The organism is Borrelia crocidurae, assembly GCF_000825665.2.
In the GTDB taxonomy this organism is placed as follows: domain Bacteria; phylum Spirochaetota; class Spirochaetia; order Borreliales; family Borreliaceae; genus Borrelia; species Borrelia duttonii.
Map to the genome: position 1 here is coordinate 611,513 of NZ_LN609267.1, position 6,165 is coordinate 617,677.

Annotated in this window: 5 protein-coding genes; 1 reads left to right on the top strand and 4 read right to left on the bottom strand. The window is 26.2% G+C overall.

Annotated elements, in window-relative coordinates:
- Both BN1173_RS02995 and metG read right to left on the bottom strand, forming a co-directional pair.
- On the bottom strand, positions 1-987 hold a 987-nt coding region (locus BN1173_RS02995), incomplete at its 3' end, for a lipid II:glycine glycyltransferase FemX (protein ID WP_040236498.1).
- 21 nt (positions 988-1,008) lie between these two features.
- Positions 1,009-3,198, bottom strand: coding sequence for a methionine--tRNA ligase (gene metG, locus BN1173_RS03000; protein WP_139418549.1), 2,190 nt, complete (start codon positions 3,196-3,198; stop codon positions 1,009-1,011).
- A gap of 125 nt (positions 3,199-3,323) precedes the next feature.
- Between metG and pta the strand changes: the two genes are divergently transcribed.
- The gene (gene pta / locus BN1173_RS03005) at positions 3,324-4,370 is read left to right on the top strand and encodes a phosphate acetyltransferase (RefSeq protein WP_040236503.1); all 1,047 of its coding nucleotides are present in this window, start codon (positions 3,324-3,326) and stop codon (positions 4,368-4,370) included.
- Here the strand turns inward: pta and rsmA are convergent.
- Complete coding sequence (gene rsmA / locus BN1173_RS03010) at positions 4,353-5,177, bottom strand: 16S rRNA (adenine(1518)-N(6)/adenine(1519)-N(6))-dimethyltransferase RsmA (protein ID WP_040236506.1); 825 nt, start codon at positions 5,175-5,177, stop codon at positions 4,353-4,355. The two genes, pta and rsmA, sit on opposite strands and share 18 nt — an antisense overlap.
- A gap of 30 nt (positions 5,178-5,207) precedes the next feature.
- A partial coding sequence (locus BN1173_RS03015; RefSeq protein ID WP_040236509.1) for a ComEC/Rec2 family competence protein occupies positions 5,208-6,165 on the bottom strand: 958 nt, incomplete at its 5' end.

A 6,165-nucleotide genomic window follows, 5' to 3' on the forward strand; every position in this document is an offset into this window, starting at 1 on the left:
ACCTAATAGAATTTTTTGTATACAGAAATCATAACATCCAATTCTATGAATAATTGTTCCTCCAAATCCGGTTTTAAATTGAAATAGTCCAAATAAAGGGTGTTTTATATCAGCAGTTGGAGGAATTCCTAAAAAGTCATATTCTTTTATTGAGAGTTTTTTAAGCATTTGAATTGTTTCGAATTGTACCGCATAATTTGGCATTAAATGTCTATTTGTATTACTTGATGCACCATAAAGGTATGTGGCTTTATCTTTATATATACCAACAATAATGCCGGATATTAATTTTTCGTTGTGTAATGCAATTATAAGTTTTATTGTTGAATGTTTATCTTCTTTAAAGGCTTTTATTAGGTGTTTTATGTAATCTTTTGAATGAATGGCAAATTTGTCTCTTTGAGCTGTTTCTTTATAAAGTTCATAAAATTCATCAAAATATTTAAAATCATCATCTATTATCACTTTAATATTTTTTTTGTTGCTAAGGTTTATATTGTATCTTGTTTTCTTTTTCATTTTAGCTTTTATATCATCTATTGAATCGTTTAAATTTAGTATTGTTGTACTTGATGGTTGTATATCATCAAATGATTTTTTGAGATTTTTAAATTTAATTTTTAGTGGCATATATTTGTCTTTACTACTTCTTGAAGTATAGAACATTAAATCATATCGTATGAATATGGTGTTTTTATGTAAGTATTGTCTTATATTTTCACTAAATTTTTTTATTTGATTGTTAATTTTATCTATATTAATATCTTCAATTCTTTTATTTGAAAATTCTGGATGAGCAACATAACTTAAATAAAAATTTCCAAAAAGCCTTCTTTGCATTACAAGGATTTTGTTAAATTGATTATTATTTAATGCTATGGCTTTCCATGCACTTTGTTTGCTGAAATTTTGTTTTATAGCTGCCCATAACTTGCTTTGAAGATAATTTTCATTTAAGTTTTCTATTTCTATTTTTTGTGTATCCATTGTTTTTATTTAGTTAGGGTTTTAATATATCTTACCATTGGGAATTTCTTTTGAGAGTACTTTTTCTTTAGAATGTTCTAATATTAAGTTAATGCCATTTATTTTAAGTTCTCCATTTTCTGCCACAATTTGGGCTTGGAGAAATTTATCTATGCTAATTTTTGGTGGTGATTTTAATTCTTTTCCAGTGTCGATTTCAAGTATCACTCTTTCTCCAGGGATGGGATTATCTTTAAAATCTTCTACAATTATTATTTTAAAATTTTTATTTTCATCTTCAGTTGCAATTAACATTCCCTCAGATCTGATGCCTCTAAATTTTGCAGGTTTTAAATTGTCAACGATTATTATGTGTTTTCCAATTAGTTCTTCTTCTGTGTAGTGATCTGCAATGCTACTTACAATTTGTTTTCCATCAGGAGTTCCATCGTCAAGTTTTAAGATGAATAATTTTTCTGCATCTGGATTTCTGTCTATTGTTTTGATTTTTACTGTTTTTAAGCATATTTGTTCGCTAAATAAATTTATTGAATTTTTATTTTGTTCATCTTGCATGTTTGTTCTCCCCGAATATTTTAATTTTAAACTATCAATTAGTTGTTTTTCTAGTTTTGTAAATAATACTTCTGTAGATTGTATTGTTGTTAATCCTAAATTTGTTCCTAAAAATTTATTGGATATTTCATAACTTTTACCAAAAAAACTTCTTATTCTATCGCTTGTATGTGGCATGAATGGTGAGATTAATATGGAGAGATCTCTTATTAAGTATATCAGGTTTAATAGTAATTCTTTTGTTGTTTGGGGTGTACTATTTTTTGTTTTCCATGGTTCTTTGTCTTGAAATATTTTGTTACCTATTCTTGAGATATCAAGAATTTCTTTTAAAGCTGCTTTTAATTCTATTTGTTTGAAAAAATTTATTGTTCTCTCATATTTAATATTTACTATTTGCCAAAAATTTTCATTTAGTTCTATTTTGTCAATTTTATCTCCAAAGAATTTTTTATAAAATGTTAATACTCTATTAATAAGGTTTGAAAAATTTCCTATGAGTTCGCTATTGATTCTTTCCATAAAGTCATCCCACATAAATTGAAAATCAGCTTTTTCAGGTCTGTTGTAATATATATAAAATCTCCAAACATCAGAAGGTATTCCAGTGGTAATAACATCGTTTCCAAATATTCCAGTTCCTGCAGATTTTGAAAATTTTAAGTTTTCATAATTTAGATATTCGCTTGAAGCTAGTTTATTTAACATTGTCCAATTTTCTTGACTTCCAAGTTCTATAGAAGGAAACATAATAGTATGAAATAAGATATTGTCTTTTCCAATAAATTGTATTAAATTTGTATCTTCATTATTTTTCCACCAAGATTCCCAATCTTTGATTATTTCTTTTGTAATTGATATATATCCAATTGGGGCATCAAACCATACATAAAATACTTTATTTTCATATTCTTTTTTAGGGACAGGTATTCCCCATTTTAAATCTCTTGTTATTGTTCGTTCCTTAAGTCCATCTCTTAAAAATGCATTTGTTATTTTAATGGCATTGGTGTTCCAATTTGTGTTTTGATCAATTTGTTGTATCCAATGTTCCAATTCATTTTTTATCTTTGGTAGATCAATGTATAAATGCTTAGTTTTTTTTATAATAGGAATATGTTTACAAATTATGCATCTTGGGTTTAGTAATTCATTTGTAACTAGTAAATTAGAGCAATTTTCACATTGATCTCCTTTTGTGTTATTTCCACAATTTGGACATTCTCCTGTTACGTATCGATCTGCTAAAAACATTTGATCTTGTTGACAAAAAAATTGTTCATTTTCTTTTTCTGTAATATATCCATTTTTGTCTAACTTTAAGAATAAATCTTGTACTGTTTCTTTATGATATTTATTAGTTGTGCGTCCAAAAATATCAAATTTTATATTGAACCATTCATAAATTGATTTGTGTATTGCATGATATTTGTTGCACAATTCTTCAGGTGTGGTTTTTTCAATTAAGGCTTTAGTTTCTGTGGCTGTGCCATATTCATCTGTTCCACAAACATAAAGTGTTTCTATTCCCATCATTCTTGAATATCTTGCAAAAGCGTCTGCAGATAAGACTTGGACTAAATTTCCAAGGTGAGGTATGTTATTAACATATGGTAATGCTGCTGTAATTAAGTTCTTTTTTTTCACTTGATTTATTTTTTCCTTTTTTGATACATTATACTCATAATATCCATAATTTTAATATTAACATATCATTTTGTTTAGTTTTTTATTAATGTATGCTTTTGTTAATAAATTATACTTGCGAGGGGATAGAATATATGGGTTTATTTAATTTTAAGGATTATGTTTATGCTAAAGCAAGAAAAAATGTAATAGATAATGGGGATAAGGCTAGTATTGTTTTTCCTGAGAGCACTGATATTAGGATTTTAAAAGCCACCATTAATATTTTAAGAGAGGGTCTTGCAGGATTTGTAGTACTTATTGGAGTTAGAGATACTATTTTAGGAAAGTTAAGAGAACTTGTGGGTTTTAGAGATGATATTTTGGATATGATAAAAATTATAAATCCTAGTTCTTTTAAAGACTTTAATAGGTATTTTGATGAATACTTAAGTTTGTGCCATGATAAAAAATTAAATGTTAGTAAAGCTAAGGAAGAGCTTTTAGATGATATTGTATTTTCTATGATGATGGTTAGGCTTGGTGATGTTAAGACTTGTGTTTGTGGTGCTTTAGCTTCTTCTGCTAAAGTTTTAAAAAGCGTTTTTAAGATACTTCCTAGACTTAGAGAAACTAAATTTGTGTCTTCTTTTATGATTATGGATACTCGTAATGTTTTTGCTCAATTTGAAACTTGTTTTGGGTATGAAGGGATTTTAATGTTTGCTGATTGTGCTGTAATAATTAATCCTGATTCTATGCAACTTGCAGAAATTGCAATGCATAGTGCAAATTCATTTAGAAATATTTTTGATCAAGATCCAAAGGTGGCTCTTTTAAGCTTTTCTACAAAAGGATCTGCTGATTCTTTAGAGGTTAGAAAAGTAAGAGATGCTTTAGATATTGTTAGGAGCAAATGTTCAGACTTACTGATTGATGGAGAACTTCAGGTTGATGCAGCTTTAGTTAAAAGTATTGCAGAAAAGAAGTGTAGTGATTCTCTGGTTGCCGGTATTGCAAATATTCTTATTTTTCCTAATTTAGAGTCTGGTAATATTGGATATAAACTTGTTGAGAGATTAGCTTTTGCTAGAGCATACGGTCCTTTTTTGCAAGGACTAAAGAATCCTGTTAGTGATCTCTCAAGAGGTTGTTCTGTAAATGATATTGTATTAACAAGTGCTTTAATGATATGTAGTTAATTTATTTGCAATTGTAATGAATTCCTTAACGGAGATTTCTTCAGGTCTTTTATCTAAAAAGTTTTTCAAAAAGTCTTCTTTAAGAATGTTTTCATTTTTAATAAAGTTGATAATTGTATTTTTAAGTTTTTTTCTACGACTTGTAAAGACTGTTCTGATTAATTTATTGAATATTTGAAAATTTTTAATGTTTCCTTTACAAGGAGTTAATTTTATGGTTGTTGATTTAACTTTAGGAATTGGATAAAAATTTTTTTTATCAATATCCATTATTTTAATTACATTAAAATGTGATTGTACTAATATTGTAAATGATGAGTAATTTTTGTTTCCTTCTCTGGCAATCATTCTGTCTGCTAGTTCTTTTTGTACTGTAAATACCATGTGTGTTAATATTTCATCTTCAATTAGAGTTGATATTACCTTTGATGCAATGTTATAAGGTAAATTTGAAACTATTTTATTGATGCTTGTTTTTTCTTGCTTATATGTTTTTAAGAAGTCACCTTCAATTAGTTTAAAATTTTTCAGTTGACCAAATTTTTCATTTAGGATTTCTGAATATTTAGGGTCAATTTCGAATGCCGTTAAAAAATTTGCTTTATTTAATAAGGTCGCTGTCATTGCTCCAAGTCCTGGACCAATTTCCCAAATTTTTTCATTTTTTTTAATGTCAAGTGCATCTATTATTTTTGCTCTTATGTTTTCATTAATCAAATAATTTTGTCCCCATATCTTTCTTGGTGCTATATTTTTATTTTTTAACACATTCTTTATGCTGTTTATGCTGTTATAATTTATATTCATAGATAATAAAATAATATCACATAGCTATTATCATGAGTTTTTTATGTTTTCTCTATAGTATTTTTCTTGTTCTAGCCTGTAGATTAGGTAAGATAGTATCATAGTGCTTAATATTAAAAATATGCCTATGTTTGAATTGTTAATTACCTCAACTTTGCTAAAAATAGTGATTGTGTTTTTTATTGTTCTGAATATATAACTATTGATTAGATCAAAAAATAGAAATAGATTTGTGCTAGTTGCATAAGTCAATAGACTAAATATTGTTATTATTAAAAATATTAAAATTAGAGGAGTAACTATTATATTTGATAGTATTGATATTGGTTGAATATTGAGATCATTTATATAAAGAATAGGAGCTGTTAGTATTTGAATTAAAAAAGTTGTAAGCATTGGGTATATAATTTTATTTAAGTTGTATCTTTTATTAAGTGCAATAGAAATGCATATCCCAATTACTGAGAGATAAGATAACTGAAAACTTATTGAATTTAATGTGTATGGGAAAATGATGGCGTTTATTATAAAACTAATTGATAATGTGCTAAATAAGTTAATTTTTCCGTATATTAATTTATAAATTATAAAAGTTTTTAACATTATAAATGCCCTTAATGCAGATGGTGATAAGCCTGTTAAGATTAAATAATTGAATAATATTATGCTTATGATTGTATATTTTAGTTTGTAATTTATAATTATGCTTAGTAAGTAATTTAAAATAATGTAAATCAAATAAAAATGTAGACCAGATATCACTAGTATATGTGATAATCCTGCTTTTTGAAATAAATGTTTTTCATATGTTGTTATTTCTGATTTATTATTTGTAAGAATTGCTTTTAAAAAATGAGAATATTTGATACTAATCGAATTTAAAAATTTATTGATGAATTTATTATATTTTTCTCTAAGTTTTACCAGTAGTGGTTTTTTGATGCATTGAATTTTATTATTTTGAATTTTGATGATATCTCCTATATTA